The organism is Streptacidiphilus anmyonensis (assembly GCF_000787855.1).
Taxonomy (GTDB): Bacteria; Actinomycetota; Actinomycetes; order Streptomycetales; family Streptomycetaceae; genus Streptacidiphilus; species Streptacidiphilus anmyonensis.
Genome location: NZ_BBPQ01000001.1, coordinates 168529 through 185487, shown reverse-complemented (window position 1 = coordinate 185487; position 16959 = coordinate 168529). Strand labels below are relative to the sequence as shown.

Below are 16959 nucleotides of genomic sequence, written 5' to 3'. Positions count from 1 at the left end.
GAGTCATGTCCCGAAGCATACCTACGGCACCGTAGGTTACCTACTGGTAGGTCTGCTCGAATTCTCGTCAAAGTGACGCTGACCTGCGATGTTGCCGTTCTCACACAGGGGGCGGTGTGTCGCTTCCCGGCCATCGGAGATACGCTGCGAAGACCCTCAACCCCTCACCATCCGTTCAAGGACGACCGGATGGGAAACGGAGCGATCGTGCCGTACGAGAACTCTGCCCAGGTCAACACTGCCCCGACCCGGCACAAGAAGCTGCTGGCGTGGGTTCAGGAGATCGCAGAGCTCACCCAGCCGGATCGGATCGAGTGGTGCGACGGCTCTGAAGCCGAGTACCAGCGTCTGTGCGACCTGCTTGTCGAGAAGGGCACCTTCCGCAAGCTCAACCCGGAGAAGCGGCCCAACTCCTACTACGCCGCTTCCGACCCGCGCGACGTCGCGCGCGTCGAGGACCGTACGTTCATCTGCTCCGAGCAGGAGAAGGACGCCGGCCCGACCAACCACTGGAAGGCCCCCGCGGAGATGCGGGCGATCTTCGGCGACATCTTCCAGGGCTCCATGAAGGGCCGCACCATGTACGTGGTGCCGTTCTCCATGGGTCCCGTGGGCTCGCCGCTGGCCGCCTATGGCGTCGAGATCACCGACTCCGCCTACGTCGCCGTGTCGATGCGCACCATGACCCGCATGGGTCAGGCCGTGCTCGACTTCCTCGGCGAGGACGGCGAGTTCGTCAAGGCCGTGCACACCCTCGGCGCCCCGCTCGCGGAGGGCGAGGCCGACGTGTCGTGGCCGTGCAACGAGACCAAGTACATCTCGCACTTCCCGGAGACCAAGGAGATCTGGTCCTACGGTTCCGGCTACGGCGGCAACGCCCTGCTCGGCAAGAAGTGCTACGCGCTGCGCATCGCCTCGACCATGGCCCGCGACGAGGGCTGGCTGGCCGAGCACATGCTCGTCCTGAAGCTCACCCCGCCGTCCGGCGAGGCCAAGTACGTCGCCGCCGCGTTCCCCAGCGCCTGCGGCAAGACCAACCTGGCCATGCTCCAGCCGACCATCCCGGGCTGGAAGGTCGAGACCATCGGCGACGACATCGCCTGGATGCGGTTCGGTGCGGACGGCCGCCTCTACGCGATCAACCCGGAGGCCGGCTTCTTCGGCGTCGCGCCCGGCACCGGCCGTGACACCAACGCCAACGCCATCGACTCGATGTACGCCAACACGGTCTTCACCAACGTGGCGCTCACCGACGACGGCGACGTGTGGTGGGAGGGCATGACCGAGGAGAAGCCCGCCCACCTCACCGACTGGAAGGGCAACGACTGGACGCCCGCGTCGGAGACCCCGGCGGCGCACCCCAACGCCCGGTTCACCGTCCCGGCCGCCCAGTGCCCGACCATCGCCCCGGAGTGGGAGGACCAGGCGGGTGTGCCGATCTCGGCCATCCTCTTCGGCGGCCGCCGCGCCAGCGCGGTTCCGCTGGTGACCGAGTCCTTCGACTGGCAGCACGGCGTCTTCCTGGGCGCCAACGTCGCCTCGGAGCAGACCGCCGCCGCCGAGGGCACGGTCGGCAAGCTGCGCCGCGACCCGTTCGCGATGCTGCCCTTCTGCGGCTACAACATGGGTGACTACTTCGCCCACTGGCTGGAGGTCGGCGAGAACGCCGACGCGGCCAAGCTGCCGAAGATCTACTACGTGAACTGGTTCCGCAAGAACGCCGACGGCAAGTTCGTCTGGCCGGGCTTCGGTGAGAACAGCCGCGTGCTGAAGTGGATCGTCGAGCGCCTGGAGGGCACCGCCGAGGGCGTCGAGTCGCCGATCGGCGTCCTGCCCACCGAGGACGCGCTGGACCTGGACGGCCTCAGCATCAGCCAGGCCGACCTCGACCTGCTGCTCTCCGTCGACCGTGACATCTGGAAGCAGGAGGCCGCGCTCATCCCCGAGCACCTGGAGCTGTTCGGCGAGCACACGCCGAAGGCCCTGTGGGACGAGTACGAGAAGCTGACCCAGCGCCTGGGCTGAGCCTCTAGGCAGTGAGTGACTCGCGTGCCGCCGTGTGGAAGTCCATACGGCGGCACGCGAGTATCGCCGTCCTGGTGTCCTGCTGGGCGGCTGCGACCACGAGGACCCGTCCGGCCAGGTCGAAAGCCTGGGCGTGCAGGGCGGCGAGGTCGCCCGGGTAGGTCACGGCCGCGCGCGGCGGCAGTTGGGCGCCCAGCTCCCCGAGGCGCGCGGTGAGTGCGGCGGCCGCGTCCGCCAACAGGGGATCGCCGGTTCGTGCGTGCAGCTCGCGGGTGACGTCGAGCATGGCGGCCAGGTGCCCGGCCAGCTGCCCGCGCAGACCGCTGACGGCATGCACGGGCGCGCGGGTGTCCAGGGCGCGTCGGCGCACGGGAAGAGTCTTCGGCTGCTCGTACATGGGAACAGCCTAACTTGGACTTTGTCTAAAACAAGTCTCTGTCTCTAGGGCTGGTCTCGCTACGGCTGAGCGTAGGTCGACAGGAAGACGCCGATCTTCTCGATCGCCTCGCTCAGATCCTCCGCACGGGGCAGCGTGACCAGGCGGAAGTGGTCCGGGTCGGGCCAGTTGAACCCGGTGCCCTGGACGACGTAGATGTGCTGCTGCTTGAGCAGGTCCAGCACCATCTGGGCGTCGTCCTTGATCTTGTAGACCTTCGGGTCCAGCCGCGGGAAGGCGTACAGCGCGCCCTTGGGCTTCACGCAGGAGACGCCGGGGATGTCGTTGAGCATCTTCCAGGCGATGTCGCGCTGCTCGCGCAGCCGACCGCCGGGGAGGATCAGGTCCTTGATCGACTGGCGCCCGCCGAGCGCGGCGGCGATCGCGTGCTGCGAGGGCATGTTGGCGCACAGACGCATGGTGGCCAGCGTGGTCAGGCCCTCGATGTAGCTGCGGGCCTCCTCCTTCGGGCCGGAGATCGTCATCCAGCCGCTGCGGAAGCCGGCCACCCGGTAGGCCTTGGACATGCCGTTGAAGGTGAGGCAGAGCAGGTCCGGCGCGAGCACGGCGGTGGAGGTGTGCTCGGCGTCGTCGTAGAGGATCTTGTCGTAGATCTCGTCCGAGTAGACGATCAGGTTGTGCCGGCGGGCGATCGCGACCAGACCCTCCAGCAGCTCGACCGGGTAGACCGCGCCGGTCGGGTTGTTCGGGTTGATGATCACGATGCCGCGGGTGCGGTCGGTGATCTTCGACTCGATGTCCGCGAGGTCGGGGAACCAGTCGGACTGCTCGTCACAGCGGTAGTGCACCGCCGTCCCGCCGGACAGGCTGATCGAGGCCGTCCACAGCGGGTAGTCGGGGGAGGGGACGAGGATCTCGTCACCGTCGTCCAGCAGCGCCTGCATCGCCATCTGGATCAACTCGGAGACGCCGTTGCCGATGTAGACGTCCTCGACGCTCAGGCCGTGCAGGCCGCGCTCCTCGTAGTGCATCACCACGGCGCGGCGCGCGGAGAGCAGGCCCTTGGAGTCGCCGTAGCCGTGGGCCCCGGCGAGGTTGCGGACGATGTCCTGAAGGATCTCCGCCGGCGCCTCGAAGCCGAACGGCGCCGGGTTGCCGGTGTTCAGCTTCAGGATGCGGTGGCCCTCGTCCTCAAGCCGCATGGCCTCGTCGAGGATCGGTCCGCGGATGTCGTAGCAGACGTTGGCGAGCTTGCTGGACTGGATCACCTGCATACCGATGCAGCCTAGTGCCTCGCCATACCCGCTGCGCGGTGATTTTCACCATGCTGGAGGCGGCGCGGGAGGCGTCCCACCCGCGCGAGGCGCGCCGGTGGGACGACGGTGGCGCCCACGCGTCGCAGTTCACGCAGCCGGGGCAGGCGGCGCAGGCGGCGGTTGCCGACCAGGGCGACGGCCAGGCCGACCGTCCAACCCAGCAGCACCCCCCACACCGCGCCCGACACGGCTCCGGCCAGCGGGTGCACCGTCCAGCCGAGCGGTGCCGCGCCCGTCATCCGCGCCAGCGCAAGACCGCGGAACACCCCGGCGACCGCCCCGCCCAGCGCCACCGCCGACCAGCCCGCCCCCAGGCGCCGCAGCACACCCGCGTACGGGTGGCGCAGCACGTGGCGGCGCAGCCGCAGGGCGACGACGCCGACCAGCAGCAGCGCCGCGAAGTCCTCCGAGAGGGTGAACGCCCAGGTGCTGTCCCCACGCGGATCCGGCCGCAGCCCCGGCAGGAACGGCGGCACTTCGAGCGCCGCCGCGTGCAGCACCGTGGGGAAGGCGTCCGTCAGCCGCAGCCACACCGTGCCCGTGCCGAGGGCCAGCACCAGCAGCAGAGCCGCGGTCAGGCCCGCGAGCAGCACGGAACGGGGGCGGTCCAGGGGCGGGGTCATGGCCGGACTGTACCCGCGCGCCCACGCACCGGTCGGCGCTCGTCGATGTTGGTACAGAACCAGGACGACTCCCTGCGCACTCCCAGTTTGTGGATCTACGATCACCATGGCGGCAGGGGGGTGGCGGATGCGGGGACATCTGCGTCGGTGGTTCGCGGGGCTGGCGGTCCTGGCCTGCGCGGCGGGACTGCTGCTGCGTCTCGGCACGCCCGCGGCGGTCGGCGCGACGACGCCGCGCTTCCTGACGGACGCCCAGGGCCGGGCGCTGATCCTCTACGGGCTCAACACGGACGACGTCCCGGTCGTGGCGGGCGCCTCCCGTTCGGCGGCCCCGGCATCGCCGTCGTCGTCGGCGTCGGCTTCGGCGTCCTGGTCGTCGTCGCCGTCCGAGGAGTACGGGCTGCTCGGTGACGACTGCGCGAGGATCCTGCTGCACTGGAGCAGTGTCGAGCCCACCCCTGGCCGCTACGACGACGTCTACCTCGCCGCCCTGGTCCGGCGCATCGGGCAGTACGCGGCGGTCGGCGACCACGTCGTCCTCGCGATGACCCAGGACGCCTTCGGCCCGACGCCAGGCGCCGCGTCCGTTCCGGCCGCTGTGAACTCCGCCCGGATCCACGCGGCCGACGAGTTCTGGCACACCCGCGACGACGCCCCCGACCTCCAGGACCGCTACGCCGCGGCCTGGGCGCACATCGCGAGCTACCTCGCGGCGCACCTCCCGCGCGGCGCGGGCCTGCTGTCACCCGCCGACGCCGTCGTGGGCTTCGACCTGCTGGACCGTCCGTGGGGCGGATCCGTTCAGGGCCCGGCCTTCGAGACCGGGGCGCTGGCCGCCTTCTACGAGCGCGTCATCGCCCGGGTGCGCGCGGTCGACCAGGACCACTGGCTCTTCGTCGAACCCGAGGCCGCCTCCGCGGACACCGGGCTGCCCAGCGCGCTGCCCTACCTGCCGGACCCGCGCCACGGCGTCGCCCGCATCGGCTACGCCCCCCAGCTCTACCCCGCGCCGGTCGACCCCGACGGGAACTACAGCGGCAGCGACGCCTTCTGGACCGACCGCCTCCTCAACTCCTGGGCCATCCAGGTCACCCGAACCGCCAAGCGCTTGGACGCGCCGGTCCTGGTGGGCGGTTGGGGAGCGGACTTCACGGCACCCGGCGCGCACCTCTACGTCGACCACGTGCAGGAACTGCTGGACGACCTGATGGCGGGCTCGGCCTGCTGCACGGCCGCGCCGGGCCCGTGGTCCCCCTGGCAGAAGCCCGGAAAGGGCGCCGACATCGCCGGCGTGCTCCAGACCGCGTACCCGCGCGCGATCGCCGGGACTCCGGTGGAGTTCGACTACGACAAGGGCACCCTCGTCTTCACGCTCCAGTTCCGTGACGAGGCGGCGGTGATCGGCCCGACGGAGGTCTACCTCCCGCCGTCGGACTTCCCCCTCGGCCCGCAGATCGACTTCGACTCGGAGTACACCAGCACCTGGGACCCGGCGCGCCACATCCTCTCCCTGACGGTCACCCGGCCGACGCCGGGGACGGTGCACACGCTCCGGCTCACGCCGGCCTCCCCGTCGCAGAACGTCGGGTGATCGCCCGGCCGGGCAGCGCGTCGGTCCGACGGCCGTCGTCCATGACCGGGACGCCGCCGACGAACACGTAGGGGATGCCTCGTGGGGTCCTTCTCGGATCCTCGAACGTCGCCTGCTCGGCGACGGTTCCCGGATCGAAGAGGACCAGGTCCGCCACCCACCCCTCGCGGACCTGGCCGCGGTCGGCGAGGCCCAGGCGGCGGGCCGGGGTGGCGGACAGGTGCCGGACCGCCTCGGGGAGGGAGAGGACTCCCTCCTCCCGCACGTACGCGCCGAGATAGCGGGGGAAGGTGCCGTAGGCGCGCGGGTGGGGGCGGTCGCCGGTCAACAGGCCGTCGCTGCCGCCGCAGTGCGCCGGGTGGCGCATGATCGCGCGGACGTTCTCCTCGTGGCCGACGTGCTGGAGGATCGTCGTGCCGAGGCCGTCGTCGAGCAGCAGCCGGGTGAACGCCTCGAACGGTTCGACGCCCTCCCGCCGCGCGAGCTGTCGGACCGTCAGGCCCACCGCGGAGCGCAGTGCGGGCTCGCGGACGCCGCTGACCTGCACCGTGTCCCAGTCGGCGACGACGCCGTGGCAGCCGTCGGAGCCGTGCACCTCCAGGTCGGCACGGATGCGCGCCCGCGCCGCCGGGTCGGCCAGGCGGCGCAGCGTCTCCGCCGGTCCGCCGGCCGCGGCCCAGCCGGGGAGCAGCGCGGCGAGGGTGGTCGAGCCCGGGAGGTAGGGGTAGCTGTCCAGGGTCAGGTCCACGCCGTCGGCGACGGCCGCGTCGACGAGGGCGAGCAGTTCGCCGGCGCGGCCGCGGTTGACTTCGAAGTTCATCGTGGCGTGGGCCAGGTGCAGCGCGCAGCCGGAGGCCCCGGCGACGGCGACGACCTCCGCGTAGGCCTCCAGCGCGCCCGCGCCGTAGGAACGGTGGTGCGGGCACCAGTAACCGCCGTGGGCCGCCACCACCCGGCACAGCGCGGTGAGTTCGGCGGCGTCGGCGTACATGCCCGGTGTGTAGGTCAGCCCGGAGGACATGCCGACCGCGCCCTCGTCGAGGCTTCGCGCGAGCAGCGCCCGCATCCGGTCCAGCTCGGCGGGTGTGGCGGGGCGGTCCTCCCAGCCGAGCACCAGCGCGCGCAGCGTCCCCTGGGGGACGAGGTACGCGGCGTTGACGGCGATGCCCTGGGCGTCGAGCCGGGCGAGGTACTCGCCGACGCTGCGCCAGTTCCAGTCGAAGTCCGCGTCCGAGGGGTCCCCGTTCCAGCCGGCGAGCTGGCGGCGCAGTCCGGCCAGGGTGGTGTCGTCGACGGGCGCGTAGGAGAGCCCGTCCTGGCCGAGCACCTCCAGGGTGACGCCCTGGGCGACCTTCGCCTCGTGCGCCGGGTCGGCCAACAGGGCCAGGTCGGAGTGCGCGTGCATGTCGACGAAGCCGGGTGCGAGCGCCAACCCGTCGGCGTCGAGGACACGGCCGCCGCCGGGCCGCGGCCCCGGATCGCCCTCGCGGTGCAGCGCGCAGATACGGCCGTCGTCGAGGACGGCGTCGGCGCGGTAGGGCGCGCCGCCGCTGCCGTCGACGACGAGAGCGCCGCGCAGAACGGTCCGGGGCGGAGGCATCAGCGGTCCGGGGGTGTCAGGAGGGGCCGTCAGAAGAAGGTGCGGATGTAGTCGACGACCGTCCGGCCGTCGGGAAGAACGACGGGGATCAACTGCCACTTCTCGAAGGCCGTGCAGGGGTGCGACAGCCCGAGCGCGACCCAGTCGCCGACCTCGACGGCCGCCTCCGGGCTGACCGCCATGAAGGCGTGCTGGTCGGAGAGGGCGGTGATGCTGAGGCCCTCGGCTGGGTGCAGCCCGCCCTGCCGGGCGTCGCGCACCTGGATCGGCACGGGCAGCCCGAGGTCGTAGGGGACGTCCCGCTTGCCCGCGTTGAGCAGGGCCAGCCCCGGCTCGGGCCGGGAAACGACCTGAGCCCAGAGCTTCAACGCCGGCAGGAAGTGCTCGGTCTCCTCGGTCAGCGGGGTGATCTTCGCGTAGTGGAGGTGGTCGTGGGTGACGTAGGCGCCGGAGCGGAGCAGCCTCAGCACCGGACGGGACAGCTGGAGCGCGGTCTCCGTCAGCGCGTCCGCGACCAGGTCGAAGTGCTGGCTGCCGCCCGCGCTGACGACGATCTCGTCCGCGTCGGCGAGGTACCCCTGCGCGTCGAAGGCATGGGCGGTGTCGACCAGCTCCTGCATCCAGACGCGTACGGCGGCGCGGGTCTCGTCGACGCCCGGCAGCGTGCCCTCGTACCCGGCGACACCGACCAGCCGCAGCCACCGCGAGGCGCGGACGGCCCGTGCGACCTCGTCCGCCTCGGCCCGGGTTCGCACCCCGGTGCGTGAACCGACCGCTCCGAGTTCGACCACGACGTCGACGCGGTGCGTGAGCGCCGCGTCCATCAGCTCGACCCCGTGGACCGAGTCGACATAACAGACGAAGCGGAACTCGGGATCGCGTTCCAGCTCCGCGCTCAGCCAGCGCAGCGCGGCGGCGTCGACGAGTTCGTTGCCGAGGAAGATGCGGTTCACACCGAAGTGCCGGTACACCTGCACATGGCTCGGCGTCGCGGCGGTGATGCCCCACGCGCCCAGCTCCAGCTGGCGCTGGAACAGCTGGGGCGCCATCGGGGTCTTGCCGTGCGGGGCGTGGGCCAGGCCGTGGCGGTGTGCCCAGGAGGCCATCAGCTCCAGGTTGTGGTCGAGGGCCCGCGAGTCCAGCGTGAGCAGGGGCGTCACGAAGCCGTCCGCGAAGAGGTCGAGCTTCGCGTCGCGCATCTGGTTCACGGTCGGGGCCACGCCCATCGGCATGCCCTTGAAACGCCAGTCGACGACGGTCTCGCCCAGCGCGTCGAGTGCGGCCTGGTCCATGAACGGCTCCTTCTCGGTCGTGCGCCTTGCCTCAGTGCTCTGCTCATCCTGCCAGCGGGGATCCGCACGTCGGAAGGCCCGGCGCTCCCCCTCGGAGCGCCGGGCCTTCCGCTTCGTCGCCCGCCGTTACGGCATGGCGTTGGTGAAGGCGCCCTCGTTGTTCGCGAACTGGTTGCCGTTGCTGGCGTCCCAGTTGGTCGACCAGGTCATCACGCCGCCGATGGTCGGCCAGGTGGTGCTGGGCTTGAAGGTGCCGCAGCCCGTCCCCTTGGCGAGGCAGTTCAGGGCGTTCTCGACCACGGTCGGGGCGACGTAGCCGCTGCCGGCCGCGCTGCTGGAGGCGGGGACGCCGATGCCGACCTGGTTCGGGCTGAGGCCCGCCTGGATCGCGGTGCAGGCCAGCGTGGTGATGAAGTCGACGCCGCCCTCGCTGTAGACGCCGCCGTCACAGCCGTTCATGGACCCCGAGTTGTAGTACTGGGTGTTCATGATCGTGAGGATGTCCTTCACCTGGAGCGCGGTGGCCAGGTAGTCGGACGAGGAGTTCAGCACGTCGATGGTCTGCGGGGCCATGGTGAGGATGAAGCCCGAGCCGACCTTCGACGCCAGCTGGTGCAGCGCGGAGGACATGTAGGTCGGGTTGATCCCGTTCTCCAGGTCGATGTCCACGCCGTTGAAGCCGTACTGCTGGATGATCGAGTACGCGCTGTTCGCGAAGGCCGTGGCCTGCGCGGCGCTGGTGATCGAGATGGTGCCGTTCTGGCCGCCGACCGAGAGGATCACCTTCTTGCCCTGCGCCTGCTTGGCGGCGATGTCCGCCTTGAACTGGGCGTCGGTGTAGCCGCCGAGCTTGCTCTGCAGGGTCGGGTCGAGCGAGAAGGTGATGCCGCCGTCGCCGGCGGAGTCGGCGTTGGCGAAGGCGACCGCGATGATGTTGTACTGCGAGCTGACGTCGCTGATCTTCTGGTCGGTCGCGCCGTTGTCGAAGTCCTGCCAGTAGCCGGTCACCCAGTGCTTCGGGTTGCTGCCGCCGCCGGTGCCGCCGGTCGAGGTGGCCGTCGGGGTGGGCGAGGTGGTCGGCGTCGCGGAGGCCGTGGGGGTCGGGCTCGACGTCGGGGTGGACGTCGGCGTGGGCGACGCGCTCTGTGTCGGAGTCTGCGTCGGGCTCGGGCTGGAGCCGCCCGCCCCGCTCAGCGCCACGTCGTCCGCGTAGTAGGTGGACTGCCCGTACCAGCCGTGCAGGTAGATCGTGACGCTCGTGGTGGAGGCGCCGGTCTTGAAGCTGGTGGAGAGCTGGTTCCAGGAGCTGCTGCTGGACCAGGTGCTGACGTCGGTGGTGCCGTCGCCCTGGGTGCCCAGGTAGACATAGGGGCCGTTGACCCAGGCACTCAGTGTGTACGAGGAGTTGGGCTGGACGCTGATGGTCTGCGTGCACTGGGCGTCGTCGGAGGCCGTGGGGGTGGCCGCGAGCGCGTCGGAGCCGGAGTGGACCGTGGTCGTGGTGACCGCGGCCGTGCCGGCGTCGCAGTTCCAGTTGGCCAGGGAGCCGGTCTCGAATCCGGGGTTGACCACGAGGTTGGTGGTGTCGGCGCTCGCGCCGCCGCCGAGCGCCACCAGGCCGGTCAGGCCGAGGCCCAGCGCGGCGACGGTCGCCAGCGCGGCGTTGACCGTACGGGGAGAAGGCATAGGGGTCTGTCCTCAACTGTGGGGGAAGCGGGGAAAGACAGGATGTGAAGCCCGCCACACAAGTTGGACTAGACCATTGGCGCTGTCAAGGGTGCCGCCGGTGCCTTAAGGGCTGGTTAAGGTGATGCCGTGGTCCAGACCACGGCATCACCTGTGGGCGCGTCAGGCGCCCGCGCCTCAGTCCTCGCTGGACTTCGCCCAGAGGTTGAGGTGTGCGTCGGTCGCATAGCGATCGATTTCGGCCAACTCCGCCTCGGTCAGCGGAGCGCCCTGCACCGCCGCCACGTTGGCCTCCAGCTGGGACACCGACGAGGCCCCGATCAGCGCGGAGGTCATCCGCGGGTCGCGCAGCAGCCAGCTCAGCGCGAGCTGGGCCAGCGACTGGCCGCGCGCGGCCGCGACCTCGTTGAGCCCGCGCAGCTTGGCCACGGTGTCCTCGGTGATCGAGGCCGGGTCGAGCGACTTGCCCTGCGCGGCGCGCGAGTCGGCCGGGATGCCGTTCAGGTAGCGGTCGGTCAGGATCCCCTGCGCCAACGGCGCGAAGCCGATGCAGCCCGCGCCCTCGGCCTCCAGCACGTCGAGCAGCGAGTCGTCCTCGATCCAGCGGTTCAGCATCGAGTAGGACGGCTGGTGGATCAGCAGCGGAACGCCCAGGTCACGCAGGATCGCCGCCGCCTCGCGCGTCTTCTCCGCGCTGTAGGAGGAGACGCCGACGTACAGCGCCTTGCCCTGCTGGACCGCGGACGCGAGTGCGCCCATGGTCTCCTCCAGCGGGGTCTCCGGGTCGAAGCGGTGCGAGTAGAAGATGTCGACGTAGTCGAGGCCCATCCGCCTGAGGGACTGGTCCAGGCTCGCGGTCAGGTACTTGCGCGAACCCCACTCCCCGTACGGGCCGGGCCACATGTCGTACCCGGCCTTGGTCGAGATGACCAGCTCGTCCCGGAACGGGCGGAAGTCGGCGGCCAGGTGCCGGCCGAAGTTCGCCTCGGCAGCGCCGTAGGGCGGGCCGTAGTTGTTGGCCAGGTCGAAGTGCGTGACGCCGAGGTCGAACGCGCGGCGCAGGATCGCGCGCTGCACGTCCAGTGCCCGGTCGTCGCCGAAGTTGTGCCACAGGCCCAGGGAGATCTCGGGCAGCTTCAGTCCGCTGCGTCCGGTCCGGCGGTAGCGCATCGATCCGTCGTACCGGGACTCGGCGGGCTGGTAGGGGGCGGGGATCACGGGGCGTACTCCAGGGGTGGGTCCGGGGAGGGGACGGCTCCAGGGTTTTGTCTCCAGACTGAACATTAACCGGCGCGGAGTAGGGTGGCCCCCGCACGCGCGAGCACAGGAGGGGCCGTCGTCATGGACATCGGTAGGTTGGTCCGGCGCACGCCGCTGCTCCGGAATGCCGTCTACGGCCTGTACGGCCACCGCGTCGAGGCGCACCTGGACCGCGCCCGAGCACCCCGGCACGTCGGCGTCATGCTCGACGGCAACCGTCGCTGGGCCCGTGCCGTGGGCATGTCCACGGCGGACGGCCACCAGACCGGCGCGGACAAGATCCCGGAGTTCCTGGGCTGGTGCGAGGAGACCGGCGTCGAGGTGGTCACGCTGTGGCTGCTCTCCACGGACAACCTCACCCGCCCCGCCGAGGAGCTGGTGCCGCTGCTCGGCATCATCGAGGAGGCCGTGCGCGGCCTCGCGGCCACGGGTCGTTGGCGGGTCCACCCCGTCGGCGCGCTGGACCTCCTGCCGGCCTCCACCGCCACCGTGCTCAAGGAGGCGGACCAGGCCACCGCGGACAATCCCGGGCTCCTGGTGAACGTCGCCGTCGGCTACGGCGGACGCCACGAGATCGTCGAGGCCGTCCGCAAGCTCCTGCGCGAGCAGGGGGCGGCGGGCAAGCCGCTGGAGGAGGTGTCGGAGATGATCGACATCGAGCAGATCTCCCGCCACCTCTACACCTCCGGCCAGCCGGACCCGGACCTGGTCATCCGCACGTCCGGGGAGCAGCGCCTCTCCGGCTTCCTGCTGTGGCAGTCGGCGCACTCGGAGTTCTACTTCTGCGAGGCCTACTGGCCCGCCTTCCGCAAGGTCGACTTCCTCCGCGCGCTGCGCGACTACGCCGCCCGCAACCGCAGATACGGCGGATGAGGCGGCTCGGGCCGAGCCCCGACCCGCTCCCGATCCGCTCCTGACCCGTTCCTGATCCGCTTCTGGCGCAGGCCGTGCGGCGTGCCCTGATCGTCGGTCAACCCGACGCGGACCTGTGCAGGCTCGACCTATGTGGACGTCCGGTTCACGGCTGGTGGGCAAGGTCACCGCCAGGTGAATCCTGGTCGTCATGATGTCGTCGCCTGCATGGAATGGGACACCTGGGGAATACCGCAGTCAGACCGCGACCTCGGCCAACGGGGCCGGAGGGCGCGGCGACCGCGGGTGGCACGGGGCCACCCGCCCGGGAGGCCCTGTGGTCAGTTCCAAGAGCCGCCGGAGCTTGCACGACCGGCGCACGTACGTCCTCGACACCAGTGTCCTGCTGGCTGACCCGAGCGCCATGACCAGGTTCGAGGAGCACGAGGTCGTGCTGCCCGTGGTCGTGGTGACCGAGCTGGAGGCCAAGCGACACCACCCGGAGCTCGGCTACTTCGCCCGGCAGGCCTTGCGGCTGCTGGACGACTACCGGGTCCGCTACGGCCGTCTCGACACGCCCATCCCCGTGGGCGAGCTGGGGGGCACGATCAGGGTCGAGCTGAACCACACCGATCCCTCCGTCCTCCCCGCCGGCTACCGGCTGGGCGACGCCGACACCCGGATCCTGGCCGTGGCCAGGAACCTGCAGGCCGAGGGGTACGACGTGACCGTCGTCTCCAAGGACCTGCCGTTGCGGGTCAAGGCCTCCTCCGTCGGCCTGACGGCCGAGGAGTACCGCGCCGAGTTGGCGATCACCTCCGGCTGGACCGGAATGTCTGAATTGGCCGTCAGTGCCGAGGAGGTTGACGGCCTGTTCACAGGCGACCCCGTCGACATCCCCGAGGCGCGGGACTTCCCGGTTCACACCGGTCTCATGCTGACGTCGGAGCGGGGCAAGGCGCTCGGCCGCGTGACCGCCGACGGGCGGGTGCGCCTGGTGCGCGGTGACCGCGAGGCCTTCGGGCTGCGCGGGCGCAGCGCCGAACAACGGGTCGCGCTGGACCTGTTGCTCGACCAGGAGGTCGGCATCGTGTCCCTGGGCGGACGGGCCGGAACCGGCAAGTCCGCGCTCGCGCTCTGCGCCGGCCTGGAGGCGGTGCTCGAGCGGCGTCAGCACCGCAAGGTGATGGTGTTCCGGCCGCTGTACGCGGTCGGCGGGCAGGAGTTGGGCTACCTCCCGGGCAGCGAGGCGGAGAAGATGGGCCCCTGGGCCCAGGCCGTCTTCGACACGCTCTCCGCGGTGACCACCCCGGACGTCATCGAGGAGGTGCTCTCCCGCGGGATGCTGGAGGTCCTTCCGCTCACCCACATCCGCGGCCGCTCGCTGCACGACGCCTTCGTGATCGTCGACGAGGCGCAGTCGTTGGAGCGCAACGTGCTGTTGACCGTTCTGTCCCGGATCGGGCAGGGTTCGCGGGTCGTGCTGACCCACGACATCGCCCAGCGCGACAACCTGAGAGTGGGTCGGTACGACGGCGTCGTCGCGGTCGTGGAGAAGTTGAAGGGGCATCCGCTCTTCGCCCACGTCACGCTCAACCGCTCGGAGCGGTCTCCGATCGCCGCACTGGTGACCGAGATGCTGGAGGACATCCAGCCCTGAATCGGGCGAAAACCCTCCTAACTGTGCCCTTCCGCACGCCCGTGGCAAGCCCACGGTGCGGAAGGGCACAGCATCGTAACGATCCGTCAGGCGACAAGCCAGTGTCTGGCGAGAAATGACGGCCGGATGGGCCGTGTGAGCTTCGCCACGCAAACCAGAATTGCGCTTGCGCGTTGCGGTGCGGCAGTGTGTGGGATCTGTCAGGCCCCGCGTGTGGCATGCATGGCGCCGCACGCCGCCCGAGCAGATCGCGATCCGGGACACCGGAGAGCAACGGGCCCGCGTCTTCCGTGACCAGAGCATGGGGGAGGCCAGCGTCAGGGGCGGGGTTCGTCCGTTCGGTCACCATACGGGCGACGCTGGAAGGAAACCATGTGAACCGGATCTCGGTTCGGGGGATGGCAGTGGCCTCCGCCACTGCTGTGACTGCTGTCGGTGCGGTCGTCGGTGTCGCCTCTGGCGAGACGAAGCCGGCCCAGGTGTCCGATGTCGCAGGCTCGACCCTTCTTGCCGAAGTCCCCATGGGCGGCTCGGCGCAGGTTGTCGCGGACAACCTGACCCGCCAGAGCGACGCGCAGCAGTCCGCCGCGCTCGTGACCGCGCAGAAGGCAGCCGCTCAGGCAGCCCGCACCAAGGCCGCCGACGCCGCGCGCGCCAAGGCCGCGGCCGAGCAGCACGCCAAGGAGCAGGCGGCCTCGCGTGCCGCCGCGGCCGAGCAGCGCCAGCAGCTGGTCTCCTACAGCCCCGGTTCGGTGCAGGCACTCGCCGCGTCGATCATAGGAAACGCCACCGAGTTCTCCTGCTTCAGCCAGATCGTGACCCGCGAGAGCGGCTGGAACTACCAGGCCACCAACCCGGGCTCCGGTGCTTACGGCCTGGTGCAGGCCCTGCCGGGCTCCAAGATGGCCTCGGCCGGCGCGGACTGGCGGACCAACCCCGCGACGCAGATACGGTGGGGCCTGAACTACATGAACTCCCGCTACGGCAGCCCCTGCGGCGCCTGGTCGTTCTGGCAGGCCCACAGCTGGTACTGAGCCCTTCACGGACGCAGTGCACAGACGTGAGCGGTTCGCCCTGTGAACCGCGGAAGCCCCCGATCCCTGTCCGATCGGGGGCTTCCTACTTCTCCCACGGAGAGGCCGCGTGTGCGGGACGGCCTCGTGGTGGACCGTCCCCCGGGCCTTCCTGGGCTAAACCTCTTTCTCCTGATTTGCCCAAAAAAATCTGATAGCTCCCCGGGCCGACTCCGCAGGTTTCCGGTGGGCGGGCGCCCGGCCGCCGCAGCCACCCGGTAGCGTTCACAGCCGGAACGGTCGTGGAAGCAAGGGCGGACGGGGTGGCGGGCGTGGGCAACGCATGGCAGGCGTTTCGAGGGTGGCTGGCCCACCGGCGCGCCGAGTCCGAGCCCGGGTCGGTGAAGGCGGCCGACCCGGTCGTGCACGTGCCCGAGGCGCCGAAGGCGGTCGTCCCGCCGCAGGTGATGCCCGTCGCGGCCCGGTCGGACCTGCCGCCCTACCCGGCCCGCCCCGCGCATCCGGCCGAGGCCGTTCCCTGGACGCTGCGGGTGGCCGCCGAGGGCATGTGGCGACTGCTGCTGGTCGGCGCGGGCCTCTACGTGCTGCTGCAGATCATCGGCACGCTGCGGATCGTCGCGCTGGCCTTCGTCGCCGCCCTGCTGATCAGCGCGCTGCTGGAGCCCACGGTCTCCCTGCTCAAGCGCCACGGCGTCCCGCGCGGCCTGGCGACGGCGCTGACCTTCCTCGGCGGCCTGGCCAGCATCGCCCTGGTCGCCTGGTTCGTGTTCTGGCAGGTCAGCACCCATCTCAACCAGCTGACCGACCAGGTCCAGCAGGGCATCGGCCAGATCCGCCACTGGCTGGAGACGGGTCCGATGCACCTCACCGACACCCAGATCAACCAGTTCGCCAACCAGCTGACCAAGGTCGTCGGCACCAACAGCGACCAGATCGCGTCCTTCGGCTTCGACACCGTCAGCGTGGTCGTGGAGATCGTGACCGGGGTCTTCCTGGCGGCCTTCTGCACGTACTTCCTGCTCTACGACGGCGAGCGCATCTGGGGCTGGTGCCTGCGGCTGCTGCCGGTGCGCTCCCGCATGTCCGCGGCGGGCGCGGGCCCGCGGGCCTGGGCCACGCTGACGGCGTACGTGCGCGGCACCGTCGTCGTGGCGTTCATCGACTCGCTGTCGATCGGCATCGGGATCTACCTGCTGGGTGTGCCGTTGGCGATGCCGATCGCGGTGATCATCTTCCTCGGCGCGTTCGTCCCGCTGGTCGGCGCGCTGATCACCGGCACCATCGCGGTCCTCATCGGGCTGGTGACGCACGGGCCGGTCACCGCACTGCTGGTTCTCGCGGTGCTGCTGGGGGTCCAGCAGATCGAGGGACACCTGCTCCAGCCGCTGATCCTCGGCCGCGCGGTCCGGGTCCACCCGCTCGCGGTGATCCTCGCGGTCGCCTCCGGCTCCATCATCGGCGGCATCGGCGGCGCGGTGGTCGCGGTCCCGCTGGTCGCGGTGACCAACACCGTCATCGGCTACCTTCGCGCCCGGCACGCGGTCGACGAGGACGTCCGCGCCGCGCTGACGGCCGCCGCCGCACCCGAGTAACGCCCTCGGGGCAACGCCCGAGGGGCGCGGG

Annotated in this window: 13 protein-coding genes; 6 read left to right on the top strand and 7 right to left on the bottom strand. The window is 70.7% G+C overall.

Annotated features, from left to right (window positions below):
• The first annotated feature begins 189 nt into the window (after window positions 1–189).
• Window positions 190–2025 carry a phosphoenolpyruvate carboxykinase (GTP) gene (locus tag TR50_RS00800; RefSeq protein ID WP_042412483.1) on the top strand — a complete coding sequence of 612 codons (1836 nt, stop codon included), beginning with the start codon at window positions 190–192 and terminating at the stop codon, window positions 2023–2025.
• Between the two features lie 4 nt (window positions 2026–2029).
• On the opposite strand, the gene TR50_RS00795 is transcribed toward TR50_RS00800, so the two are convergent.
• Genes TR50_RS00795 through TR50_RS42200 form a run of 3 tightly spaced genes read right to left on the bottom strand, consistent with a single transcriptional unit; the run spans window position 2030 to window position 4361 of the window.
• Window positions 2030–2422 carry an SCO4983 family protein gene (locus TR50_RS00795; RefSeq protein ID WP_042412480.1) on the bottom strand — a complete coding sequence of 131 codons (393 nt, stop codon included), beginning with the start codon at window positions 2420–2422 and terminating at the stop codon, window positions 2030–2032.
• A gap of 59 nt (window positions 2423–2481) precedes the next feature.
• A complete protein-coding gene (locus TR50_RS00790; RefSeq protein ID WP_042412477.1) occupies window positions 2482–3696 on the bottom strand; it encodes a pyridoxal phosphate-dependent aminotransferase in 1215 nt (404 codons plus the stop codon).
• Window positions 3697–3707: 11 nt separating this feature from the next.
• Window positions 3708–4361: a hypothetical protein gene (locus TR50_RS42200; protein WP_052440524.1), complete on the bottom strand. Its 654-nt coding sequence runs from the start codon at window positions 4359–4361 to the stop codon at window positions 3708–3710.
• 127 nt (window positions 4362–4488) lie between these two features.
• On the opposite strand from TR50_RS42200, the gene TR50_RS00780 reads away from it, so the two are divergent.
• On the top strand, window positions 4489–5952 hold the full coding sequence (locus tag TR50_RS00780) for a cellulase family glycosylhydrolase (protein WP_042412475.1): 1464 nt from the start codon (window positions 4489–4491) through the stop codon (window positions 5950–5952).
• On the opposite strand, the gene TR50_RS00775 is transcribed toward TR50_RS00780, so the two are convergent.
• The 4 genes from TR50_RS00775 to mgrA form a co-directional block, all read right to left on the bottom strand.
• Entirely contained in the window at window positions 5918–7552 is a 1635-nt protein-coding gene (locus TR50_RS00775) for an N-acyl-D-amino-acid deacylase family protein (RefSeq protein ID WP_042412473.1), read from the bottom strand. The genes TR50_RS00780 and TR50_RS00775 overlap by 35 nt on opposite strands.
• Window positions 7553–7581: 29 nt before the next feature.
• Window positions 7582–8844, bottom strand: a complete 1263-nt coding sequence (locus tag TR50_RS00770; protein ID WP_042412470.1) for an amino acid deaminase — start codon at window positions 8842–8844, stop codon at window positions 7582–7584.
• A gap of 126 nt (window positions 8845–8970) precedes the next feature.
• Complete coding sequence (locus TR50_RS00765) at window positions 8971–10530, bottom strand: chitinase (protein ID WP_042412467.1); 1560 nt, start codon at window positions 10528–10530, stop codon at window positions 8971–8973.
• 177 nt (window positions 10531–10707) lie between these two features.
• Window positions 10708–11748, bottom strand: a complete 1041-nt coding sequence (gene mgrA, locus TR50_RS00760; RefSeq protein WP_304941195.1) for an L-glyceraldehyde 3-phosphate reductase — start codon at window positions 11746–11748, stop codon at window positions 10708–10710.
• A 123-nt stretch (window positions 11749–11871) separates the two neighbouring features.
• On the opposite strand from mgrA, the gene TR50_RS00755 reads away from it, so the two are divergent.
• From TR50_RS00755 to TR50_RS00740, 4 genes are all read left to right on the top strand, one after another.
• Complete coding sequence (locus tag TR50_RS00755) at window positions 11872–12663, top strand: isoprenyl transferase (RefSeq protein ID WP_042412465.1); 792 nt, start codon at window positions 11872–11874, stop codon at window positions 12661–12663.
• A 316-nt stretch (window positions 12664–12979) separates the two neighbouring features.
• Window positions 12980–14302, top strand: a complete 1323-nt coding sequence (phoH2, locus tag TR50_RS00750; protein ID WP_042412462.1) for an RNA 5'-3' helicase PhoH2 — start codon at window positions 12980–12982, stop codon at window positions 14300–14302.
• A 374-nt stretch (window positions 14303–14676) separates the two neighbouring features.
• A complete protein-coding gene (locus tag TR50_RS00745; protein WP_042412461.1) occupies window positions 14677–15336 on the top strand; it encodes an aggregation-promoting factor C-terminal-like domain-containing protein in 660 nt (219 codons plus the stop codon).
• 311 nt (window positions 15337–15647) lie between these two features.
• Window positions 15648–16928: an AI-2E family transporter gene (locus TR50_RS00740; RefSeq protein WP_236654181.1), complete on the top strand. Its 1281-nt coding sequence runs from the start codon at window positions 15648–15650 to the stop codon at window positions 16926–16928.
• Window positions 16929–16959 lie beyond the last annotated feature (31 nt).

What these genes read in the sequence shown, in the direction of transcription:
- TR50_RS00800 (WP_042412483.1), top strand. Translation starts at nt 190, where the DNA reads ATGGGAAACGGAGCGATCGTGCCGTACGAGAACTCTGCCCAGGTCAAC.
- TR50_RS00770 (WP_042412470.1), bottom strand. Translation starts at nt 8,844, where the DNA reads ATGGACCAGGCCGCACTCGACGCGCTGGGCGAGACCGTCGTCGACTGG.
- TR50_RS00775 (WP_042412473.1), bottom strand. Translation starts at nt 7,552, where the DNA reads ATGCCTCCGCCCCGGACCGTTCTGCGCGGCGCTCTCGTCGTCGACGGC.
- TR50_RS42200 (WP_052440524.1), bottom strand. Translation starts at nt 4,361, where the DNA reads ATGACCCCGCCCCTGGACCGCCCCCGTTCCGTGCTGCTCGCGGGCCTG.
- TR50_RS00795 (WP_042412480.1), bottom strand. Translation starts at nt 2,422, where the DNA reads ATGTACGAGCAGCCGAAGACTCTTCCCGTGCGCCGACGCGCCCTGGAC.
- TR50_RS00765 (WP_042412467.1), bottom strand. Translation starts at nt 10,530, where the DNA reads ATGCCTTCTCCCCGTACGGTCAACGCCGCGCTGGCGACCGTCGCCGCG.
- TR50_RS00780 (WP_042412475.1), top strand. Translation starts at nt 4,489, where the DNA reads ATGCGGGGACATCTGCGTCGGTGGTTCGCGGGGCTGGCGGTCCTGGCC.
- TR50_RS00755 (WP_042412465.1), top strand. Translation starts at nt 11,872, where the DNA reads ATGGACATCGGTAGGTTGGTCCGGCGCACGCCGCTGCTCCGGAATGCC.
- TR50_RS00790 (WP_042412477.1), bottom strand. Translation starts at nt 3,696, where the DNA reads ATGCAGGTGATCCAGTCCAGCAAGCTCGCCAACGTCTGCTACGACATC.